This is a genomic window from Flavobacterium terrisoli, from assembly GCF_030167905.1.
GTDB classification, from domain to species: domain Bacteria; phylum Bacteroidota; class Bacteroidia; order Flavobacteriales; family Flavobacteriaceae; genus Flavobacterium; species Flavobacterium terrisoli.
On the sequence record NZ_JARGNA010000004.1, the window covers coordinates 356,568 to 379,145 of the forward strand.

Genomic DNA, 22,578 nt, shown 5'->3' on the forward strand with positions numbered 1-22,578 from the left:
ATGTCCACAGGACATTCTCCTCTTAATATCAAATGCTTTGATAATACCTTAAAACAAAAAAAATGATCAAGTAAACTTGTCATTTTTTCTGTTTGAATGAATTCATTCGTGACCCAGTCAGGATTCGAACCTGAGACCTACTGCTTAGAAGGCAGTTGCTCTATCCAGCTGAGCTACTGGGCCATGCAAAGAAAATGTCTTGAAAATTGTCGGGGTGGCAGGATTCGAACCTGCGACCTCCTGGTCCCAAACCAGGCGCGATAACCGGGCTACGCTACACCCCGAGAGCGGAGAGACAGGGACTCGAACCCTGGCGACGGTTACCCGTCGACAGATTAGCAATCTGCTCCGTTACCACTCCGGCACCTCTCCTAAATTTCCAATTTTGTAAAAGAACATTTTCTTTAAGCGGTTGCAAATGTAATTTATCATTCTATAATTTACAACTATTTCATTTCTTTTTTTAAATTTTAATTAAAACGGCTTCTCTATCAATTAAGTAGCTTTGCGGAATTTTCTATTTATCTGCAAATCGAGATTTATTATGATTCAAATTCATTAATTTTCCAAGAAAAGATTAGTTTTGCATAACATTTGATATTAAGAGGAGACCCGAGACCAAAGGTAGAACAGTATGTAGCGATAGTGGAATAAATGTCCTGTGGACATTCGGAAAAACAGACTTAACATTAATATCAAAACAATAAACAAACAACAAAACAACATAGAATCATGAGCAAAAAAGTAGTTATTGTATCAGCAGTCAGAACGCCTATCGGAAGTTTTATGGGAAGTTTATCTACTGTTACTGCAACACAATTGGGTGCCGTTGCCATCAAAGGTGCCTTGAATAAAATCAATTTAGATCCAAATTTAGTTGACGAAGTATTAATGGGTAATGTAGTTCAGGCTGGCGTTGGTCAGGCTCCGGCTACTCAGGCGGCAATTTTTGCAGGCTTACCTAATACTGTTCCAACGACCACCGTAAATAAAGTATGTGCTTCAGGAATGAAAGCCGTAATGCAGGGCGCACAAGCCATCATGAGCGGTGATGCCGAAATCGTAGTGGCCGGTGGTATGGAAAATATGAGTTTGATTCCACATTATGTTCACATGAGAAATGGTGTAAAATTTGGCCCAACTTCTCTAGTTGACGGAATGCAGAAAGATGGGTTGACCGACGCTTATGACGGAAACGCTATGGGTGTTTGTGCCGATTTGTGTGCCACAGAATATAAAATCACCAGAGAAGAACAAGACGCTTTCGCCATTCAATCTTACGAGCGTTCGGCTAAAGCCTGGTCTGAAGGGAAATTTGACAACGAAGTAGTTCCTGTGGAAATTCCACAAAGACGTGGTGAGCCGGTTATCTTTTCAAAAGACGAAGAATATACTAATGTAAAATTAGATAAGATTCCAGCCTTAAATGCTGTATTTACCAAAGACGGAACCGTAACAGCGGCCAATGCTTCAACCATCAATGATGGTGCAGCAGCTTTGGTTTTAATGAGCGAAGAAAAAGCACAGGCCTTAGGATTAAAACCATTAGCTTATATCAAATCTTATGCAGATGCGGCTCAAGAGCCAAAATGGTTTACCACTACTCCGGCTAAAGCATTGCCGATAGCCTTAGACAAAGCCGGTTTATCCATTGCGGATGTGGATTACTTCGAATTCAACGAAGCTTTCTCGGTTGTTGGATTGGCCAATGCCAAAATCTTAGGATTAGACAATGATAAAGTGAATGTAAACGGTGGCGCGGTTTCTTTAGGGCATCCTCTTGGCTGTTCAGGAGCCAGAATCATTGTGACCTTGATTAACGTTTTAGAACAAAATAATGCCAAAATCGGAGCTGCAGCGATCTGTAATGGTGGCGGTGGAGCTTCAGCCATAGTAATAGAAAGAGCCTAATAAATTTATTCTAAATGCTAAATTTTGAATTTTAAATTAATTTAGAATTTAGCATTTAAAATTTAAAATAATTTGAATGTTTGCCATTTGTAATCTAGCCATAATTCCTTTACGAGCCGAACCAAGTGATCGAAGCGAAATCGTTTCGCAAGTATTGTTTGGTGAGCATTTTGAAGTTTTGGAAACACAAAACCAATGGGCAAAAATCAAATTGCAATACGATGATTATGAAGGTTGGGTTGACTCCAAACAGTATCAGCCAATCTCTGAAAAGAGCTTTAAAGGCTTATCCAAAGATGCTATTATCCTGAATTCTGATTTGGTGGAATATGTGACCAATGCCAAAAACATGCTGTTACCCATTCCCCTAGGCGCTTCACTTTCGTTTTTAAACCACAGCGAAATCAATACCGAAGGATTTGAATTTGAAGGCATGAGAGTCAGCGGTGTCAAAGCAAAATCTGATTTGATTGCCACAGCTTATATGTACTTGAATGCACCTTATCTTTGGGGTGGCAAAACGCCTTTTGGGATTGACTGTTCGGGTTTTACCCAAATGGTTTATAAACTGAATGGCTATTCTTTGCTGCGTGATGCTTCACAACAATCGACTCAAGGCGAAGCGCTGAGTTTTATTGAAGAAAGCGAACCCGGTGATTTGGCCTTCTTTGACAACGAAGAAGGGAAAATCATCCACGTAGGCATTATGATGGAAAACAATTACATCATTCATGCCAGCGGGAAAGTCAGAATTGACCGTTTAGACCATTTAGGAATTTACAATGCGGAGCAAAACAGGCATACACACCGACTGAGAGTCATCAAGAAAATAATCTAAACCGAAGCTTTTGCATCGGTTTTTTTTTATTAAATTTAAATTCTAATTCCTTCAAAATGAAAACTATCAGCAAAATTTTATTACTCGCTTTAGGCTTCCTCTCGGTGAGCTGTATCAAAGAAAAAGAAGCAGAAACAACAGATTCCCGCTACCAACCCAAAGAATTCGTTGAAGTAAAACATCCAGACTGGAGCAAAAATGCGACTATCTACGAAGTCAACGTTCGTCAGTTCACACCGGAAGGTACATTCAAGGCTTTTGAGAGCCATTTACCTCGCATTAAAGCGATGGGTATTGATATCGTATGGCTGATGCCTATTCATCCCATAGGAGTCGAAAAACGAAAAGGAACATTGGGCAGCGAATATTCGGTGAAGGATTATTATGGTATCAATCCTGAATTTGGCACCAAAGAAGATTTCAAACATTTGGTTGACAAAATTCATAGTATGGGCATGTATGTGATTGTGGATTGGGTGGCTAATCATTCTTCCTGGGACAACCAATTGGCAAAAGACCATCCTGATTGGTATACCAAAACCGAAGAAGGCAATTTCCAGCCAACACCTTGGTATGACTGGGATGATGTAATCGACTTTGATTATGACAAACCGGGCATTAGAAAATACATGACTGAAGCGTTGGTGTATTGGGTTAAGGATTTCAATATTGACGGTTACCGCTGTGACACTGCTGGCTTTATTCCGACTGATTTCTGGGACAACGCCAGGGTTGAAATGGATGCGGTTAAGCCTGTTTTTATGTTGGCTGAATGGGAAGCAAGGGATTTGCACAAGAATGCATTCGACATGACCTATTCCTGGACCTTATTTGACAAAATGGTTGCCGTAACCCGTGATAAGAAAAGCATTGCCGGTTTGGTGGAATATATGGCACACGATGTGAGCACTTTTCCGCGTGGTGGTTACCGAATGCTCTTTACCGACAACCATGATATGAATTCCTGGAACCACAATATGTTTTACAACTTCGGTGACGGATTGGAAGCATCAATGGTTTTGTGTGGTACCATCAATGGAATGCCGTTGGTTTATGGCGGACAAGAAGCCGGTTTAGGTCGTTCGCTTAAATTTTTCGACAAAGATTTGATTGACTGGAGTAAGATGCCTTATGAAGGATTGTTCAAAAAATTATTTGATCTGAAACACAAAAACAAAGCTTTGTGGAATGGCGAACATGGCGGCGTAATGGTAAGGATTTATAGTGATAAAATGGAACAGGTGATTTCGTTTTCACGAACAAAAGACAACGACAAAGTCATTCCGATTGTCAATTACAGCGACAAACCGGTGACTGTGACACTAAAGTCCAATCATCAGAAAGGTCAATATACCGAACTGTTTTCGGGTGAAAAGATAACGCTCAAAGGCGACGATGTTTTTGAATTAAAACCTTGGCAGTACTTGGTTTTAGTTAAATAAAAAAAGCCCCGATAAATCGGGGCTTTTTTTATACTTGTTTTTATTTTAACAGAAAATTCAAACCAACATTAAAACTGGAACGGCTATTGGTTAACGATGGATAACCGCTTACAGCATTAATATCAGATATACCTCCTTGCCCATCATATTCAAAGAAAAGTTTAAGCTTATCAGAAACAGGAATTTTAACTCCTACATTAACAGCAAAACCAAAATCATTGTCATTGAAGTACTCTGACATGTCAGCATCAAAAGTAGTATCCTTAGCATCTAAAAGAAACCCAAAGTAAGGCCCGAAACTAAGATACCAATTTCTTTTATTTCCAAAATGCCAACTGGCCATTATAGGCACAGTCAAATAATTCAGGTTATAATCCGTATAATAAATATTACCATCATTACTATTCTCGATTATATCATTGTCCCATCCTTTTTGATCATAAATCAATTTTCCTTTGATGCTCCAATCTTTTAGAAAATAATAATCAAGTGAACCTCCAACGTTATACCCACTTCCTGAATCAAATGATCCGTATCTATCTGAAGCCGAAGAACTATTATATCCTACATTGATTCCAAACTCAACATCACCTTTTTTTTGTGCTGAAATCGAAGCAGAAAATCCCAATAAAACGATAATTGCTAATACAGTGTTTTTCATAATCAAAGTTTTTTATATATCAAAAGTACACTTTTGCCCTCAATTATGATGCCAACTTAAATTTATTTTAAGACTTAATCCCGCTGAGCAAATAAAAAAGCCCTGATTTCTCAAGGCTTTATTTTTTAATTCATTATTGCAACAAATAGTTCACACCAACATTGAAACTGGTTCGTTGGTTTCTTATGGCTGTTGAAGCATGATTAAAGATATTCGTAAAACCTCTTTGCCATTCCAGCTCAAAAAACATATTAAATTTATCCATAACCGGAATTTTAACACCGGCGCCAAGCGTCAATCCAAAATCATTCTTATAGAATGATTCTTTTATATCCGTCCCAAAACGATTCTCTTTAGCACTAAGCAAAAAACCTGCATATGGTCCAAACTCTATAAACCAGTTCTTCTTGTCTTTTTCATCGTCGCCAAAATAATAATTGGCCATAATCGGCACGGTCAGATAATTTAAATTATAGTCTGAATTATATGAAGTCCCTTGGTCGTCCTCAATCCTGTCATTGTCCCAACCTTTTTGATCGTAAATCAATTTCCCTTCGATGCTCCAGGATCTTGTAAAATAATAATTCAATGATCCGCCAATATTAAATCCTTTTCCCCGTTCAGTAGACACATAATAACTTGTAGCAGATGAAATGTTGTAACCGGCATTGAATCCCAATTCAAAATCTCCTTTTTTTTGGGCTGAAAGAAATGATGGTATGCCTAGGGCAATGATAGCAGTCAAAATGATTTTTTTCATGTTTCGCATTTGGTTCAATACAAATATATTCTTTTAAAGAATAGCAATGTATCTTTCTAAATTTCTTTCAGCGTTGAAATCAAATAATCAATCTCTTCTTTGGCATTGTAATGGCTGAATGAAATGCGCAAACTGGGCTTCTTTAAGTCTTCCTCAGCCAGCATTTCCGCCAATACATGCGATGGCTTGGTGCTTCCGCTCTGGCAAGCGCTTCCGCGGGAAACGGCAATGCCTTTCATATCGAGGTTAAATAAAATCATCGTTGTCTTCTCAGGAGAAAAAGGCAGTAAAACATTCAAAATATTATAAAAGGTAAACGCTCCGTTTTGTTTGACCTCTGGAAAAGCGGCTTGTAGTTGAGTAAAACAATATGCTTTCAGATCGGTTATATAGTCGCGTTCAGTGTTCAAATGTTCATAAGAAAGTTCCATAGCCTTCGCCATTCCTGCAATTTGATGCACAGATTCTGTTCCGGCACGCCAGCCTTTTTCCTGTTCACCACCAAAAAGCATCGGTTGCAACACCAGATTTTTGCGGACAAAAGCAAAACCAATTCCTTTTGGTCCATGAAATTTATGGGCGCTGGCTACCAGAAAATCAATCGGTAACTGTTGTAAATCCAATTCGGTTTTACCAATAGACTGAACCGTATCGCAATGGAATAAAGCTTTATTTTGGTGACACATCACTCCTATTTTCTCAATATCGTGAATGACTCCGGTTTCGTTATTAATATGCATTAAGGAAACGATGGTTTTAACTTCATCCGAAAGCAAATCAGCCAACTGATTATAGTCTAAATTCCCTTCGGGAAATGTATTTACAAAATCCACCTTAATCCCAAATTCTTCCTGTAGTGCTTGCACAGTATACAAAGTGGCATGATGTTCCACCTTGGAAGTGATGATTCTTTTCACTCCAAAGTCTTTGACAGCACTTCTTAAAATCCAGTTTGTTGCCTCAGTTGCATTCGAAGTAAAAATGATTTCCTGTGCATTGCAATGCAGATATTTAGCTATCGTTTTTCGGGAAGTTTCAATCACGGCTTTAGCACTTCTGCCGATGCTGTGTGTTGAGGAAGGATTGCCAAAATCGGATTGCATAACGCTTACCATTTCGTCAATAACCTCTTGACGAATGGGAGTTGTAGCGGCATTATCGAGATATACTTTTTGCATGGTGCAAATATAAAAAAGTACTATCCTAATTAAATGATAAAAGATAAATTTAATAGTATAAAAAACTTATTTTTGCTAAAAATTACTAAACTGATGAAAAGAATTCTGGGGTTATTAACCGTACTTTTATTTATCAATGCCTGTGACGATGGCGACTTAACTGTTGACACGATTAACTTCGATGACGTAACGGTTCAAAAGTGTACCGAAAAAGATATCCTTTATAAAATAAGCGGCCCGAAAATGTTGATTTTGGCTATTCCTGATGAAACATTCGCAAATAATGAAACCCCGGATAATGATCCCATCGAAATTGAAATCGGTGGTGATATTGAGTTGATTTACAGACAATATAATGCAGAACCTAGTTCGCATAATGTTTGTGATCTTATCACTGCTGCTACACCTAATTTAATTGAAGAATGGAATGCCATTTCCGGAACGATTGTCATCACAACAAATGCCATAACATCAGTAAATCAAACAACCGGAATTACACAAATTACAGGTTACCAACATTATATAGTTGTTCAGAATCTTGTTTTTGAAAGACCTGATGGTACCACTCAAAATTATTCCGGAGTTGATTTTGTGTTCGGAAACTATAACGAATCTGTGAGTCCATTGGCTTTTGGATTTGATGAATTAGCCGATAAAAGTACTTGTGACGACAGGATTTTCAATCTAAACAGCAGCGAAGCGTTTGTTTTAGACTTGGCCGATTATGCGACTTTATTCCAAAATGCAGAAACGACAACGCCTAGAATTGCTTATATCAGTGCTACCAACAAAGTAAACTATCTTTTATATACAGGTACGGTAGATGATGAAATTCTTTGTACAGTACCTGCACCCGCAACACCTACGATTTCGCAAAACTGGGCAGCCAATAACGGCGATGAAGCCAATGGAACCGGTAAAATTGAAGTAACGACTATTGAATCTTCACCAGGATTTTTCCAACATACCATCCATTTGAAAAAGGTAACAATGACTCAGGGAAATACCAGCTTTTATTTAGGTGATGATTATATATACGGATCATTCATAACGCCTTAATTCAAAGTTAAAACCATTTCTAGTGTCTTAGTTTTTCTTATTTTCATAAAAAAATAAAACATGCCAAACGACTGTATCAGCTATCAAAAATCGGGTTATTTCTCTAAATTAATTGTAGATTATTTAGACCAAAAACCTGAATTGAACACCTTGTACAATCGTTTCCCAAAGCTGGAAAACTTCAAACCACAATTGGAAGAGAAGACCGTAAATTTTCCGGCTGACCATAGAAAAACCTTGGTTACCGCTTTGGAAAATCAATACAAAGGATTTCAGGTTTCTGAAGCGACCCAAAACAATATCACACTTCTTTCCAATACTAAAACGTTTACCATAACCACAGGCCATCAGCTGAATTTATTCACCGGTCCGTTGTACTTTTTGTATAAAATCATTTCTGTTATCAATCTCTGCACAACGTTGAAACAAGCTTATCCGGAGTACAATTTTGTTCCGATTTATTGGATGGCGACAGAGGATCATGATTTTGAGGAAATCAATTATTTTCATTTCAAAAATGTAAAAATCAAATGGGACAGGGAAAGCTTTGGCCCGGTTGGCCGATTGTCAACAGCCGGTTTGGAAGAAGTTTATGAAGTTTTTGCTCAGGATTTAGGTTTGGGTGAAAATGCCAACGAATTAAAATCCCTGTTTGACAATAGTTACTTGAAGCATTCCAATTTGGCGGATGCCACCAGATATTTAGCCAATGAATTGTTTGGAGATAAAGGTCTGGTGATTCTTGATGGCGATGATATTTCGCTGAAACAATTATTCGTTCCGTTTGTAAAAGATGAATTGCTGCACCAAACTTCCTTTCAAAAAGTAACCGCAACAAACACTATACTGGGTGATTATGATATTCAGGTGAATCCGAGAGAAATTAATCTTTTCTATATTGAAGATCATATTCGCGAGCGCATCATTCTTGAGGACAACCAATACAAAGTCAACAATACCAATCTTGTTTTTTCACAAAAGGAAATATTGGAACTATTAGAAAATCATCCGGAGCAATTCAGCCCGAATGTGATTCTGCGACCGTTGTATCAGGAAGTGATTCTGCCTAATTTATGCTATATCGGCGGTGGCGGAGAGATTGCTTATTGGTTGCAGTTAAAATCAAACTTCGAAGCCAATAAGATTACTTTTCCGATACTATTGGTCAGGAATTCTGTCTTATTATCCACCGAAAAACAAAACCAGAAAGCTGACAAACTGAATCTTTCCTGGGCCGATTTGTTTTCAAACCAACAGAACTTATTCAATAAAAAGACCCAGGAATTCTCTCAATTCAATTTGGATTTTACCGAACAAAAAGAGCATTTGAGAAAACAATTTGATGCGCTAAATAAAATTGCGGAACAAACAGACAAATCGTTCACCGGTGCGGTAAAAGCGCAGGAAACAAAACAAATCAAAGGACTGGAAAATCTTGAAAAGCGCTTACTCAAAGCCGAGAAAAGAATCTATACTGAAAAATTGGAACGCATCATTCTGCTTCAAAACGAACTGTTTCCCAATCAGTCGCTACAGGAAAGAAGAAACAATTTTGCTGAATTCTATCTCGATGTAAATGGAAGACTCATTGAAAAATTGTTTCAGGAACTAAAGCCATTGGAGCCTAACTTTACTATTATTCAGCTCTAAATCAGTAAGTTTTCAACACGAAAACGTTTTCGTGAAATTGATTTTAACATTTTCATATCGTTTTGGTTTAACTTAGTATAGTCAATTAAATCAAACTTTATGAAAAAACGATTACTATTAGGATTCCTACTATTAGCCCAAATCAATTACGCTCAGGTTATTTCAATTATCGGTTCAACCTCACCCGCCGGAAACTGGACCACAGATATTGATATGACAACAACAGATAACATCACGTATACACTCAACAACGTCAATCTGACTTCGGCGACGGATGCCGGGACAACCGGATTGAAATTCAGGCAAGATCACGATTGGGCTGTCAATTGGGGCTCGGCCAATTTTCCGATGGGCACAGCAGTTTCAAATGGTGCCAACATTATGACTGTTGCCGGGACTTATGATATCACTTTTAACAGAACCAATGGAACTTACACCTTTGTTTCTGCGGCTTTTCCAAGAGTTGGGATTTGGGGTCCGGCAGTAGATTCTCAAAACGGTTTCGCCGGTCCGGATGTAGATATGGTGTCAACGGATGGAATCCATTATAGCTTATCCGGATTCTATTTTAGCAGTGGCACGGCTTATTTTAGAATCAATGACAATAACACCCTGACTTATGGAAGCGTATCATTCCCAACCGGAATTGCAGTTGAACAAGGTCCTTCCATACAAGTTACCGGCGGCGAATGGTTTGTGACCTTTGACCGAAATACCGGCGCCTATAGTTTTGCTTATCCCAGCATTGGAATTTTAGGAAGTGCCACTTCTGTGGGTTGGCTGGCCGATGATATTGATTTAGCCACTACAGATGGTTTTGAATATACAATCAACAATTTGGCTTTGACTGATGGTGAAGCCAAATTCAGGAAAGACAATTCATGGACAACCAATTGGGGTTCCTTGGGTTTTCCTTCAGCAACCGGAATTCAGGACGGTCCAAATATCCCAATAACGGCCGGAACTTATGATGTTGTTTTCCAAAAAAGCACCGGGCATTATTTGTTTACCAATACCTTATCCAATCCGGAAAATGCATTGAACAATCTTAGGGTTTATCCAAATCCAACACAAAACGTTTGGAATCTTTCGCATACTGTAAATATCGACAGCGTTGAACTCTTTGACCTTACCGGTAAATTCATCTTAAATGTTATGCCTAATGCGACCCAATTCCAATTGGATGCAAGCACTTTAAGCGCCGGAGTTTATTTTGTCAAAATTAAATCGGGCTTGGATTTTGCCGTTCAGAAAATTATCAAAAATTGATAACCGTTGTATTTTTTATAATGATTTAAAAACGTTACTTTTGCACCCGAATTTAAACTCATTTATATCAAAATGGCAACAAACAGAACTTTTACCATGATTAAACCGGATGCTGTTGAAAACGGACACATCGGTGGAATATTAAATATGATTACTGAAGGTGGTTTCAGAATTGTATCTTTAAAATTAACGCAATTGACTGTAGCTGACGCTCAAAAATTCTACGCTGTTCACTCGGCTCGTCCTTTCTTCGGAGAATTGGTTGAATTCATGACTCGTGGTCCAATCGTTGCGGCTATCTTAGAAAAAGACAACGCTGTAGAAGATTTCAGAACATTAATTGGTGCTACAAACCCTGCTGATGCTGCTGAAGGAACTATCCGTAAAAAATATGCCACTTCAATCGGTGAAAACGCTGTTCACGGTTCAGATTCTGATGAGAATGCTGCTATCGAAGGTGCTTTCCACTTTGCAGGAAGAGAGCAATTCTAATATCTGGAAGACAAAACGCAGTTTGCAGTAAGCAGATTGTGCAACATATAAAATCCCGTTTCAAATGAAGCGGGATTTTTTTTGTTGAGAGAATAAGTTTTTGCTTATTTTTACTTACAACCTATCAATTTAAACCTTACCTATGAATCAGGAATTGTGGCAAAAAATTGAAGCGTTCGACCTTGACGCTCCATCCGGTGAATATGGATTTTCCATACGCTTGGCCAAAGAAAATTATTGGACCAAAAATTTTACCACCAAAGCTATTACTGAATATAAAAAATTCATGTATTTGGCTGCAACCTCCGATCAGATGGTTTCGCCCTCGCCTATCATTGATGCGGTTTGGCATCAGCATTTGATTTTTACCCAATCCTATCAGGCATTTTGTGACAAGATCGGCAAACAAATTCAGCACGTTCCGTCAACACATAACCCGTCCGAATTTGAAAAATTCAAACAAGCCAAAGAACGCACTGCCAAATTGTATGAAAGTGAGTTTGGCCATCAACCTCAAAGCATCTGGGGTTTTCACGACATGTACGAAAGCCTTAACCTGGAAAAATCAAACCTAAAAATCAGGGCATTTCTGGTGATGGGCATTTTGGCAGTTATATTCCTCACGATTCCCTTTTATTATGCGCTGAAACCAGTCTATGTAAACATTGACAATCCTGATTTTTTAATTGGGTTAATTGGCTTAATCATAGCAGTTGCTATCTCTCTTGAACTCTTCAACGTTAAGAAACAAAAGGAAATCACTTCACGTTTTAACCGAGATTCGTTTGTTTTTAACCTTAGCCCGGTTGAATTGATTTACCTAAAGACACAAAGGCTTCCCGATGCAATCAACAGCATTCTAAACGAATTCATCGTCAATAAAACGATTGTCATCAATCATGATAATTCAATCCACCTGGTTAAAAATAAACCTGTAAAAGAAACAGAACATGCTCAAATCATCAATTATTTGAATGATTTTGAAAAAGTTCCCTATCCTTACTTAATGAAAGTCCTGACCAGCAAAGCCATTTTCAGGAACATCGAAAACTGCATGGATGCTTTCAAGAAATACTGCAACAAGTCAAAGGCATTCGCCAAGATCTTTTACATCAACTTTGGTGTTCTTTCTTTTATGCTGTTATTAACCTTTACCCGGTTTGCTACTGGAGTTTCCAGAAACAGGCCTATTTTATTTATTGGTCTTCTAACCGTTTTCCTGATTGTTTTTATGGTCTACTTTCTGAATAGGCTGACCAAACAAATCAGTGTCAAAACCATTCCCGAATTATATCACGAGGAAATCCTCACAAAAAAAGACATACAGGAGAATTGGCAGTGGCAATATTTTTTGCTGGGTTACACAGTTCTTACTCCTTCTTTTGTTCCTCTGGTTGACGATTACAAAAAAAATCACCCCGATGGCTATTCGGGCGGAACAAGCTGTGGCAGTGGCTGCGGAAGCTCTTGCGGTGGCGGAGGTTGTGGAGGTGGCTGTGGTGGTTGTGGTGGCAGTTAATCAATTGCAGATAATATATAAAATCCCGTTTCTTTTGAGACGGGATTTTTTTATATTTGAAAGTACTTACACAATCAAAATAATTATGAAAAGCACCTTTCAAATAGCCAGCCGTTTCAGGGAAATCATGCTCAATGGCACTTGGGTGGCCAATACCAATTATAAGGATCAATTGGCCAATACACCTTGGGAATTAGCCACTTCAAAAGTTGTTGATTTAAACACCATTGCGGTATTGGCACAGCACATTCATTATTATATCAACGGCATCAACAATGTCTTTAAAGGCGGAACGCTCGACATCAGGGACAAATACAGTTTTGACTTTCCTCCTATTGATTCCCAAAGTAAATGGGACGATTTCCTGATGAAATTTTGGCATGCGTCAGAAGAGTTTGCTGCGCTGATTGAACAAATGCCCGAAGAAAAATTAAATGAAGGTTTTGTTGATGAAAAATATGGCACTTACCAAAGAAACATAGACGCCATGATTGAGCATGCTTATTACCATTTAGGTCAAATTGTTTTACTAAAGAAAATGATTCGTTTGTAACAATTTTCGTCTTATTTATACCAAAAGACAATATTCATCGTTATACTATCATCTCTAATCAAAATTTTAATTTTATGAAAAAACAACTGTTCGCAGCATTAGTAATTTTAACCTCTTACGCCGCTATTGCGCAGGAAACGCCTAAAACAAACGAAAGTAAATTGGAATTTTCAGCCACCGGAAAACTGGGTTTTGCCCGATTAAAACAAACCGGCAATGTGCCTTTGAACGGTAACCTTACCGGAAGCGATGTTTTGTTGTCCTACCAGATAAGCCCAAAATGTGACATTTCAACCGGTTTGGGATTATATGAATTCAATGCCAATACAACCATTAATGGCGCCAATGCCAGTCTGAAAAACTCTTATTTGCATATCCCGGTTCAATTTAGCGGGGATTTTGGTTTATTTAAAAATGTAAAGCCCGAGAACCAAACCGTATTCTTCACCCTTGGCATCGGTTTGTATGCCAATACTTTGCTCAAGCAAAAACTGGAAACGCCAACCGGGAATAACGAAGAAAAAAACATGGGTTGGAATTTTGGTATCTCAAGTCAGATTGGTGCCAAGTTCCTGCTAACCGATGTGCTCAAAATTGGGATTGGTATAGAAAGCCAAAGCGATTTGACCAAAATGGAAAAAGATGGTGTCAAACAAAAAATAGAACAGTACAACGGAATGTATTTTAAACTTGGGTTTAAGTTTTAGTATTTATGTTGTTTCAAAAATAAAAAGTCCCGAGTAATCGGGACTTTTGCTTTGCATTACTTTCTTATTTCGGTAATGATGAGCTTTATGGTTGTTTTTCCGGTATTTTTCCCTGTATGGGTAACCGCAGGCAGAAACAGCGCTTCTCCCGCCTTAACGTCAAAAGTAACCGGTGCTTCACCTTTGTTTGTGATTTCAATTTTACCGGGTGCCACAACATAAGCCACGTGGTTTGGATGGCTGTGCCAAGGGATGACATCGCCCGGTGCCATTTCAAATTGCAACACTCTGACAAATTCATTTTCCAGCAATACTTTTGGGTAATTTTTTGGTGAAATAGCCACCGGATCCTGTGCATACATTTGAACACTCAACAGCAGGAAAAAGACAGTGAGCATATTCATTGATTTTTTAATAGTAGTTTTCATTTTTTTTGCTTTTAAATGATTATGCCTTTCCAGGACATTGAAACAAGGCCTGCAAAAACAATAAATTAGTTAAATGATGTGGTTTTCTACCCTAATGGCTTTTTGGTAAGTCCTTATTTTTGGGTAGTAATGAGAAGTTAATTTGTTTAAGAAATCAAAGCCGCATACCAACTAAATGGCAATCGTTTTCATCGTCCCGGCTATGCCCGTGCAACGGAAACATAGCTTTTACATTATCCATAAAATCAGTAGGCCTTGAACACTTGTTAAATTAAGGACTACTAATTTACGAAATATTGATACATCAAGCCGTAAACTATGCCATTATTTGTTATAGCCATCAGAATGCAAAACCGATAAAAGCAGTTAAAAACCGATGAAAGGCTTATTTGGAGCAAGATTGTCAATGGATTGTTTGCAGCTATGGCTGGTTTAGATTTTCCTAGCCGAAAATACTCCACCAGAAATTTACATATCTTTACAACTAAACTTTAAAAACTTCGCCACAGCTGCAAGCCGCGGAACATTATCACTAATTTTATAAAGATGAAAGAACATATTATTATAATAATTTCTCTGATTTTGTTTTCTTGCAATGGTCAGCAAGGGAAAAATCAAAACACAATTGTAACCCAAGAACAATTAAAAAATGAGAAAATGAAAAATTATGCTTATTTAAAAGATATGTATGCTGATGCCTATTTTCCAAAATTTCTCGTTGACAAAGTGAAAACAATTCTTGTTGAACTATGCTTTGATATTGAAAAAACATCGCCCAAAAATCTTGATGAACTATATAAGCTAACACATACAGCAACTATAAAAATAAATGATTTACAAGACGAATTCTCAGAACATAACAGCGAGATTGAAACTGGTGCCAGAGAATCAATTGGGGCAGATTTTGACTTTATAGCCAAAGCATATGGATTCAATGCTGATGTAGAAGAGTTGATTGCTCCAAGAGAATGGTAGAAAATTACTGCTAACAGCAGTTTGGCACTATAACAATCTAAGGTAAATACTCTGAATCCAAATTCAAAAAGCGCGTAACTAACAGCTATAAAAAAACAGCAAGCCAAATATTCAGCTTGCTGTTTTAGGTAATGAACTAAACTTTATTGTATTGCAATCAATCTTCTTGATTTTTGTAATGTTTCCTCACGTTTCGGTAGAGAAACATTTAAAACACCATTTTCATAGTTGGCTTCAATAGCATCCAAATCAACGCTCTCAGGAAGGTTAAAAGTTCTTTTAAAAGAAGCGTAACTGTATTCTTTGAGAGAATATTTTTCATTGCTATTGTCATTTTCGACTTGTTTTTCCGAGGAAATGATCAATGTTTTTTGGTCAACTTCTATATTAAATTCTTCTTTTTTGTATCCGGGAGCGTAAAACTCTAACTTATAATTAGTTTCACTTTCCTTAATGTTAACGGCGGGTATGGTGGAATTAAAATTTTGAACGCCACCATTCCAATCTGGTCTAAAAAACTCATCTAATAAAGATGGAAAAACTAAACTGCTGTTTCTTTTAATTAAGTTCATGACAAATAAAATTTAAAGTTAAACATGACTTCACCATGACAAAAAAAATACCAATTGAAAATTTATTAAATGAAATGGCATTTGTAATTTCTAAAAAGTCAAATTGACATTTTTCATTAACTTTTTGATAACAAAAACCTGAAATATTTTCATATTGATCAAGCATTTTGTCAGATACTAAAAGGAGAATGGCTTCCGACAAACGAAACTGTAAAACAAAGCATAAAGACAATTTACCTTCGCTCAATATCTAGCACTCATGTGCATCTCCAAAACATCATAAAACAAAATCCCAATTGCTCGGGATTTTCTATTATTGTAAACTCGCTAAACTCTGCTCTATCGTGGCAATCTTGGCCAAAGCATCGGCTTCTTTTTTGCGTTCGTTGTCAATGACCTGAACCGGTGCGCCGGAAACGAATTTCTCGTTGGCCAATTTGCCCTGTACACTGCGTAAGAAACCTTGAGTGTATTTCAACTCTTCGGTGAGTTTGGCAATTTCAGCCGCGATATCAATATTCCCGGAAACGGGGATAAAGTATTCGTTTGATTTTACGCGGTAAGTCAGTGCGCCATCCACTTTGTCATTGGTATATTCCAAGGACGTGATGTTGCCCAATTTGGTGATTATGCTGTCAAAATAAGCCGAAGCCTTTTCATTGTTCACGACTTTCAAATCTACCGCATCTTTCATCGCGATGTTTTTCTCTTTACGGATCGTTCTCACCCCGGCGATTACTTCGGCTGCGAAATCAAAATCGGCGATTAGTTTTTCGTTAAACGAAGTCACTTTTGGATATTCCGCCACTATCAAGGCTTGCTCCGGAGTTCTTTCAGCGATGTGTTGCCAAATTTCCTCAGTTAGGAATGGCATAAACGGATGTAATAGTTTTAAATTGGCTTCCAGCATTTCGATCGCTTTATCAAACGTAGCGCGGTCAATCGGCTGTTGGTAGGCCGGTTTTATCATTTCCAGGAACCACGAACAGAAATCATCCCAAACCAATTTGTAAATACCCATCAACGCATCAGACAAACGGTATTTTGAATAGTGATCTTCAATTTCTACTAAAGCTTGCTGCAATTTGGCTTCATACCATTCGATGGCTACTTTAGAGCTTTCAGGTTGCGCTATATTGGCAACTTCCCAGCCTTTGATGAGTCGGAAAGCATTCCAGATTTTGTTTCCAAAAGCCTTACCGTTGTTACACAGTTCTTCATCGAACATGATGTCGTTTCCGGCAGAAGCGCTCAATAACAATCCTACCCTAACCCCATCAGCACCAAATTTTTCAATCAATCCAAGCGGTTCAGGAGAATTGCCCAATTGCTTTGACATTTTTCTACCTTGCTTGTCACGTACTAATCCTGTCAAATACACATTCGTAAATGGTTTTTGGCCGGTATATTCATAACCCGCGATAATCATACGTGCCACCCAGAAGAACAAAATGTCCGGTCCGGTAACCAAATCGTTGGTTGGGTAATAATATTTGAAATCTTCATTTTCAGGTTCCATGATGCCACCAAAAACCGCCATTGGCCATAACCATGACGAGAACCAGGTATCCAAGGCATCGGCATCCTGTGTTAAATCGGCAGCGGACAAATTCGGATTGTTGGTCCTGGCCTTTGCCAATTCAACTGCGTCGCTGATATTTTCAGCGACTACGAAATCTTCTTTTCCGTCCCCATAATAGTAAGCCGGAATCTGTTGTCCCCACCACAATTGACGGGAAATATTCCAATCGCGGATGTTTTCCAACCAATGACGGTAGGTATTGTTAAAACGCGATGGATATAATTTTACTTCTTCCGTTTCTAAAACCGCTTTGATGGCAGGCTTTACCAAATCTTCCATACGAAGGAACCATTGGTCAGACAAACGCGGCTCGATAACGGCTTTGGTTCTTTCTGATGTTCCTACTTTGTTGATGTGGTTTTCGGTTTTGGCTAACGAACCGATAGTCTCTAATTCTTTCGCGATTTCTTCACGAACCACAAAACGGTCTCTACCTTGGTAGTGCAAACCAAAAGAATTCAAGGTCGCGTCTTCATTAAAGATATCGATGATTTCCAAATTGTGTTTTTCACCTAAAGCCTTATCGTTGATATCGTGTGCCGGTGTTACTTTCAAACAACCGGTTCCAAATTCCATATCCACATACTCATCGAAAATGATTGGAATTACGCGGTTACAAATAGGAACGATTGCGTTCTTACCTTTCAGATGTGCATAACGCTCATCATCGGGGTGAATACAAATAGCAGTATCACCTAAAATAGTTTCAGGACGTGTGGTGGCGATGGTTACAAACTCATTTGAACCTTCTATTTGGTATTTTAAATGGTATAACTTGCCTTGCCTTTCTTCGTAAATCACTTCTTCATCAGACAAAGTGGTTTTAGCCTCCGGATCCCAGTTGACCATACGGTAGCCGCGATAGATTTGCCCTTTGTTGTATAAATCGACAAACGAACGGATTACAGAGGCCGACATATCCGGATCCATAGTAAACTTGGTTCTGTCCCAATCGCATGAACAACCCAATTGTTTTAACTGCTCCAGAATGGTTCCTCCATATTTTTCGGTCCAGTCCCAAGCGTGTTTTAGGAATTCCTCACGCGTCAAATCGTTTTTGTTGATGCCTTCGCTTTTCAACTTCGCTACAACTTTTGCCTCAGTCGCAATCGATGCGTGATCGGTTCCGGGAACCCAACAGGCATTAAAACCTTTTAAACGTGCACGACGGATCAATACATCCTGAATCGTATTGTTCAACATGTGTCCCATGTGCAGCACTCCGGTCACGTTTGGTGGTGGAATGGTTATCGTATAAGGCGTTCTATGGTCGGGCTTAGAATGAAAATACTTGTTTTCCATCCAGTAGTCGTACCATTTTTTTTCGGCTTCTTTGGCGTTGAATTGAGCTGGAATCATATAATGAATTATGAATTTTGAATTATAAATTATGAGTTGCAAATGTACAAAGCGAAACCCTTTTAGCCCTGATGGACGCGACTACCTTGTAGTGCAAACAGCAGGAATATGGATGGCTGATAATCACTGGCCACTCGCTCCTAAATGTTGTGGCACGCATTTTGTAAATTCAACTGCAAAAGTAATTAATAAAGACTTTAGAAAAAATTAAGAATTAAATTTTTGTGTATTAATTTAAACGAAGTATTTTTACTAACCAAATATTAAATTTTGACCTATGAAAAAAGTTATACTTATCGCGATAGTCCTTGTAAATGCTACGATTTTTGCCCAGAGCGGTCCAAAAATTGAGTTTAAGGATAAAGACAATACCATAGATTATGGTAAGGTAACTAAAGACGAAGACAGTGGTATAAGAGTATTTGAGTTTACCAATACCGGTACGGCTCCGCTTATTATCACCGATGTTAAATCGAGTTGTGGTTGTACAGTTCCGTCTAAGCCAACCGAACCAATTGCTCCGGGAAAAATCGGAAAGATTGAGGTGAAATACAATATGAATCCGGGGCCAATCCGAAAAACCATTACGGTGGAAACCAACGCCGTAAATGCGGAAGAAGGTCGTGTGATCCTGAAAATAAAAGGGGAAGTAGTTGTAAAACCTGTTGAAAACCTCTTAGAAAAGAAGACTAAAAGTCCGATGATGCAATAAAAAAAGTCCCGATAAATCGGGACTTTTTTTTATATGATACTTTTGAGCTGGAACCTATAAGTAAACTGTTTTCCGTTTCTTTCGATAACCACTTCTATATGCTTCCCATCTTCGGATTTGAGCAACTCGTTTATTTTTTCGATGGTTAAATCGTGAGTGCTTCGGCCTTCAATTCTGATCAGACGATCGTTTTTCCTGAGTCCGGCCAATTCTGCAGGCGAATCTTTTCTGACACTGTAAATGGTAAAAATAGGTTTTAATTCAAATTTAATCTTGAGATTATCCTGAACACGGGATTCATTAGGCTGCGTTGTATATACTCTGACGCCGGCATTATTTTTCTCATGATAGGCTTCCTTAACCCATTCCAAACCATCATGTTGTACTTCAATACCGCTCATATTGAAATTAAAAGGCACATTTATTCTGTGATTTGGTTTTGAATACAATATTCTATTGGGATAATCCAAAAAAATTGAAAACCTGGAAAGCACTTCACCACCGAGTGAACCAATCCTGTCTTTGACAAAATTCACGCTTTTAATTGAAGTGGAATCCGGGAATGTACCTATTGGGTTTTTGAAGGTTTTTGCTCCAAACGTAAAGCTCTCAATTCTTCCTCTGGAACCGTAAACGTTTCCACTAAATCCTCTTCCCAGATAATCGGCTATATGCTTTTGAGGCAGCTTAATATCATCTGTTTTGTTTAAGAAAAGCCAGATGGCATCACTGTTTCCGGTGTCAATCAGCATTTTGGACGGAAAGGTTTTCCCTTCTGAGGTTATATTGGAAATATAATAAGGTTTATTTTCGTCTATTAAAATATTTTCCTGCTTGAAACCTTTGCTGAGTTTTTTTTGAACTTTAACATTCGCTTTGTTAAAAATAACAATCTTCTTTCTTTGGTAGTCGATTTCAATCAAATGGTCTTTAAAAAAATGATAGCCAATGATACCGTTTACGGGTATGCCAACCTGAGAAGAAAAATTGAATTCCTGATCTAAAACCAAATAGATTTCGTGGTTGTTATCGGCATAACCATTGATTTCAAATCTATTTTTAGAAGATTTGTAAGCTTCAACCGCATTATTGCTGCCAAGACCTTTGAGCATAATTTTTTCCAAGTGAAAAAATTCAACCTGTTCCTTATCATCTAAGCTGAAAAGTACGGTTTCCTCAACACCGGTATCCAAAAGGAATGTCAATTCCTGACCGTTAACATTGATCGGTATAAACAGTAGGTTATTGATAAGTTGGAAAGGGATTGTTATTTTGCTTTTATTTTTTTCAAATTGAAAGCCCGATTGGCAAAAACACGTGAAAGAAGTTAGAAAAAAGAAACAAAACGTAAAAACGAATCTCATTGGTTGTGATTTTTGTTAAATTTAATAAAAAACCTTTGCTCCAACTATTTTTTAACAATTTATAATACAAAAAATGAATTGTTTTCAAGCTAAAAAAATCGCAAATTTGCACCACTAAAACAAACAACATGCCTAAGATATCATTAAAAGGTCAGCAAATGCCTGAATCGCCAATCAGAAAATTGGTTCCGTATTCCGAAATTGCTAAAAAGAAAGGTCATAAAGTATATCATTTAAACATTGGCCAACCCGATATTAAAACGCCAGACGTAGCCCTTAATGCCGTAAAAAATGCCGACATCAGGGTATTGGAATACAGCCATTCTGCGGGGTTTGAAAGTTACAGAACAAAATTGTCTGCCTACTATAAATCTCATGGCCTGCCTATTGATGTGGCCGATATCATCATTACGACCGGTGGTTCAGAAGCTTTGCTTTTTGCGATGGGAAGCACCATTGATCAAGGTGATGAAATCATTATTCCAGAGCCTTTTTATGCCAATTATAATGGATTTTCAACGGCTTCAGGTGTAAAAGTAATTCCGGTAATTTCTACTATTGATGAAGGATTTGCTTTGCCACCGATTGCGGCTTTTGAAGAACATATCACACCAAAAACCAAAGCGATTTTAATTTGTAACCCAGGAAACCCAACCGGTTATTTATATTCAAAAGAAGAAATCATGCAATTGGCTGCCATCGTAAAAAAACACGATTTGTTTTTAATCGCCGATGAAGTGTACAGAGAGTTTATCTATGATGAAAACGACAAACATTTTTCGGTGATGAATGTTCCCGGATTGGAAGAAAACGCCATTATGATTGATTCGGTTTCAAAAAGATACAGCATGTGTGGCGCCCGAATTGGTTGCATTGTTTCTAAAAACAAAGATGTTATGGCCACAGCGATGAAGTTTGCTCAAGCCAGATTGAGCCCGCCAACCTATGCCCAAATTGCCAGCGAGGCGGCTTTGGAAACCCCACAAAGTTATTTTGACGATGTGATTACCGAATACAAAGAAAGAAGAGATACTTTGATTGCTGAATTGCAAAAAATTGACGGTGTAAAAGTAGCTACACCAAAAGGCGCTTTCTATTGCATCGCTAAATTGCCGGTAAAGAATGCAGATGACTTTGCACAATGGCTATTGGAATCTTATGACAACAATGGAGAAACTGTTATGGTTGCTCCTGCCGCAGGCTTCTACTCTACGCCAAATGTTGGTTTGGACGAAGTGAGAATTGCTTACGTGCTTAAAAAAGATGATTTGATTCGCTCAGTGGCGATCTTAAAAGAGGCCTTGAAAGTGTACAATCAGAAGTAATATTTTCAAATACTATCTATAAACTCCGCTAGCGATAGTGGAGTTTTTTATTTTTTAGAAGCAGAACATTGTGCATTCTTTCACTTCTGCTCCCGCTGTCCGCGCTACATTTGATATTAAGAGGAGAATGCCCAGTGGACATTCGGATTTTATAAATTTGCTAAAGCAAAATACCTGACAGCCACTGGCTGTCCTTCTTTTAATTTCAAATCATCGGGGCTA

At 38.1% G+C, this 22,578-nt stretch carries 20 protein-coding genes and 3 tRNA genes; 13 read left to right on the plus strand and 10 right to left on the minus strand.

Annotated elements, in window-relative coordinates:
- Positions 1–109 precede the first annotated feature (109 nt).
- The 3 genes from P1K33_RS07390 to P1K33_RS07400 form a co-directional block, all read right to left on the minus strand.
- A tRNA-Arg gene (locus P1K33_RS07390) sits at positions 110–183 on the minus strand.
- A gap of 26 nt (positions 184–209) precedes the next feature.
- A tRNA-Pro gene (locus P1K33_RS07395) sits at positions 210–284 on the minus strand.
- Positions 285–288: 4 nt separating this feature from the next.
- Positions 289–372, minus strand: a tRNA-Ser gene (locus tag P1K33_RS07400).
- A gap of 360 nt (positions 373–732) precedes the next feature.
- Here P1K33_RS07400 and P1K33_RS07405 point away from each other — a divergent pair.
- From P1K33_RS07405 to P1K33_RS07415, 3 genes are all read left to right on the plus strand, one after another.
- Complete coding sequence (locus P1K33_RS07405; protein ID WP_284652277.1) at positions 733–1,911, plus strand: acetyl-CoA C-acyltransferase; 1,179 nt, start codon at positions 733–735, stop codon at positions 1,909–1,911.
- A gap of 76 nt (positions 1,912–1,987) precedes the next feature.
- Positions 1,988–2,749 carry a C40 family peptidase gene (locus P1K33_RS07410; protein WP_284652278.1) on the plus strand — a complete coding sequence of 254 codons (762 nt, stop codon included), beginning with the start codon at positions 1,988–1,990 and terminating at the stop codon, positions 2,747–2,749.
- A gap of 56 nt (positions 2,750–2,805) precedes the next feature.
- Entirely contained in the window at positions 2,806–4,191 is a 1,386-nt protein-coding gene (locus P1K33_RS07415) for an alpha-amylase family glycosyl hydrolase (protein WP_284652279.1), read from the plus strand.
- Between the two features lie 40 nt (positions 4,192–4,231).
- Here the strand turns inward: P1K33_RS07415 and P1K33_RS07420 are convergent, their stop codons facing one another.
- The 3 genes from P1K33_RS07420 to P1K33_RS07430 form a co-directional block, all read right to left on the minus strand.
- Positions 4,232–4,852, minus strand: coding sequence for a porin family protein (locus tag P1K33_RS07420; RefSeq protein WP_284652280.1), 621 nt, complete (start codon positions 4,850–4,852; stop codon positions 4,232–4,234).
- Between the two features lie 133 nt (positions 4,853–4,985).
- A complete protein-coding gene (locus P1K33_RS07425; RefSeq protein ID WP_284652281.1) occupies positions 4,986–5,612 on the minus strand; it encodes a porin family protein in 627 nt (208 codons plus the stop codon).
- A 56-nt stretch (positions 5,613–5,668) separates the two neighbouring features.
- On the minus strand, positions 5,669–6,790 hold the full coding sequence (locus P1K33_RS07430) for a cysteine desulfurase family protein (RefSeq protein WP_284652282.1): 1,122 nt from the start codon (positions 6,788–6,790) through the stop codon (positions 5,669–5,671).
- 93 nt (positions 6,791–6,883) lie between these two features.
- On the opposite strand from P1K33_RS07430, the gene P1K33_RS07435 reads away from it, so the two are divergent.
- The 7 genes from P1K33_RS07435 (at position 6,884) to P1K33_RS07465 (ending at position 14,039) form a co-directional block, all read left to right on the plus strand.
- Positions 6,884–7,849, plus strand: coding sequence for a hypothetical protein (locus P1K33_RS07435; protein ID WP_284652283.1), 966 nt, complete (start codon positions 6,884–6,886; stop codon positions 7,847–7,849).
- A gap of 60 nt (positions 7,850–7,909) precedes the next feature.
- Positions 7,910–9,499: a bacillithiol biosynthesis cysteine-adding enzyme BshC gene (gene bshC, locus P1K33_RS07440; protein ID WP_284652285.1), complete on the plus strand. Its 1,590-nt coding sequence runs from the start codon at positions 7,910–7,912 to the stop codon at positions 9,497–9,499.
- A gap of 99 nt (positions 9,500–9,598) precedes the next feature.
- Positions 9,599–10,768 (plus strand): T9SS type A sorting domain-containing protein, encoded by a 1,170-nt coding sequence (locus tag P1K33_RS07445; protein WP_284652286.1) that lies wholly within the window; start codon positions 9,599–9,601, stop codon positions 10,766–10,768.
- Between the two features lie 72 nt (positions 10,769–10,840).
- On the plus strand, positions 10,841–11,260 hold the full coding sequence (locus tag P1K33_RS07450; RefSeq protein WP_284652287.1) for a nucleoside-diphosphate kinase: 420 nt from the start codon (positions 10,841–10,843) through the stop codon (positions 11,258–11,260).
- Between the two features lie 142 nt (positions 11,261–11,402).
- On the plus strand, positions 11,403–12,779 hold the full coding sequence (locus tag P1K33_RS07455; protein ID WP_284652288.1) for a glycine-rich domain-containing protein: 1,377 nt from the start codon (positions 11,403–11,405) through the stop codon (positions 12,777–12,779).
- A gap of 85 nt (positions 12,780–12,864) precedes the next feature.
- Positions 12,865–13,332, plus strand: a complete 468-nt coding sequence (locus tag P1K33_RS07460; RefSeq protein ID WP_284652289.1) for a DinB family protein — start codon at positions 12,865–12,867, stop codon at positions 13,330–13,332.
- Positions 13,333–13,406: 74 nt separating this feature from the next.
- Positions 13,407–14,039, plus strand: coding sequence for a hypothetical protein (locus P1K33_RS07465; protein WP_284652290.1), 633 nt, complete (start codon positions 13,407–13,409; stop codon positions 14,037–14,039).
- A 56-nt stretch (positions 14,040–14,095) separates the two neighbouring features.
- On the opposite strand, the gene P1K33_RS07470 is transcribed toward P1K33_RS07465, so the two are convergent.
- Complete coding sequence (locus P1K33_RS07470; RefSeq protein WP_284652291.1) at positions 14,096–14,467, minus strand: cupin domain-containing protein; 372 nt, start codon at positions 14,465–14,467, stop codon at positions 14,096–14,098.
- Positions 14,468–15,013: 546 nt separating this feature from the next.
- Between P1K33_RS07470 and P1K33_RS07475 the strand changes: the two genes are divergently transcribed.
- Positions 15,014–15,442: a DUF5713 family protein gene (locus P1K33_RS07475; protein ID WP_284652292.1), complete on the plus strand. Its 429-nt coding sequence runs from the start codon at positions 15,014–15,016 to the stop codon at positions 15,440–15,442.
- 143 nt (positions 15,443–15,585) lie between these two features.
- On the opposite strand, the gene P1K33_RS07480 is transcribed toward P1K33_RS07475, so the two are convergent.
- The gene (locus tag P1K33_RS07480) at positions 15,586–16,014 is read right to left on the minus strand and encodes an Hsp20/alpha crystallin family protein (RefSeq protein WP_284652293.1); all 429 of its coding nucleotides are present in this window, start codon (positions 16,012–16,014) and stop codon (positions 15,586–15,588) included.
- A 313-nt stretch (positions 16,015–16,327) separates the two neighbouring features.
- Positions 16,328–18,955 carry a valine--tRNA ligase gene (locus P1K33_RS07485; protein ID WP_284652294.1) on the minus strand — a complete coding sequence of 876 codons (2,628 nt, stop codon included), beginning with the start codon at positions 18,953–18,955 and terminating at the stop codon, positions 16,328–16,330.
- Positions 18,956–19,232: 277 nt separating this feature from the next.
- Between P1K33_RS07485 and P1K33_RS07490 the strand changes: the two genes are divergently transcribed.
- Positions 19,233–19,667 carry a DUF1573 domain-containing protein gene (locus P1K33_RS07490; protein WP_284652295.1) on the plus strand — a complete coding sequence of 145 codons (435 nt, stop codon included), beginning with the start codon at positions 19,233–19,235 and terminating at the stop codon, positions 19,665–19,667.
- Between the two features lie 29 nt (positions 19,668–19,696).
- On the opposite strand, the gene P1K33_RS07495 is transcribed toward P1K33_RS07490, so the two are convergent.
- Complete coding sequence (locus P1K33_RS07495) at positions 19,697–21,031, minus strand: aspartyl protease family protein (RefSeq protein ID WP_284652296.1); 1,335 nt, start codon at positions 21,029–21,031, stop codon at positions 19,697–19,699.
- A gap of 128 nt (positions 21,032–21,159) precedes the next feature.
- Between P1K33_RS07495 and P1K33_RS07500 the strand changes: the two genes are divergently transcribed.
- Positions 21,160–22,356: a pyridoxal phosphate-dependent aminotransferase gene (locus P1K33_RS07500; RefSeq protein WP_284652297.1), complete on the plus strand. Its 1,197-nt coding sequence runs from the start codon at positions 21,160–21,162 to the stop codon at positions 22,354–22,356.
- Positions 22,357–22,578 lie beyond the last annotated feature (222 nt).